The organism is Kitasatospora sp. NPDC056531, from assembly GCF_042794375.1.
Classification (GTDB): Bacteria; Actinomycetota; Actinomycetes; order Streptomycetales; family Streptomycetaceae; genus Kitasatospora.
Window position 1 is genome coordinate 5677 of sequence record NZ_JBHTTU010000184.1, and the last position, 596, is coordinate 6272.

At 72.3% G+C, this 596-nt stretch carries 1 pseudogene; it reads right to left on the reverse strand.

Annotated elements, in window-relative coordinates:
- A pseudogene (locus ACFQ87_RS43635) lies at nucleotides 1–555 on the reverse strand (ABC transporter permease); the annotation flags it as partial.
- Between the last annotated feature and the right edge of the window lie 41 nt (nucleotides 556–596).

Genomic DNA, 596 nt, shown 5'->3' on the forward strand with positions numbered 1-596 from the left:
CAGGTAGAGCCCGGCGCCGAGCAGGCCGCGCACGACCCCGGCGTCGGAGATGGTCATCGCCGCCCGGGTGCCGGAGAGGATGCCGCTGTCGGCGAGGAAGGCGACGAACACCCCGACGGTGCCCAGGACCAGCGCGATCAGGCCGTACACCGTGGCCTTGGACCACAGCACCGGCAGGCGGCGCGGCACGGCGGCCAGGGTGGAGCGGATCATGCCGGTCGAGTACTCGCCGGCCGCGACCAGCACGCCGAGGACACCGAGCGCCAGCTGGGCGAAGTTGGTGCCGAACAGCGAGAGGCTCAGTGCGCTCGCGCTGGCGAAGTCCCGGTCCATCGGGCGGCCCGAGGTGATCCGCGACTTGAACTGGTAGGCGGCGATCAGGCCGAAGGCGACCAGGAAGAGCAGCGCCAGACCGGCGGTGATCCAGGTCGAGCGCAGCGACCACAGCTTGGCCCACTCGGAGCGCAGCACGCGCACCGCGGTCACCTTGTAGGCAGGACGGGCGGGGCGCAGCTCGGCGGGCGTGGCCGGCTGGGAGGTCACAACGGTGCTCATGCCGCGCTCCTCGGGGTCTCGGTCTCGGTCTCGATGCGGGC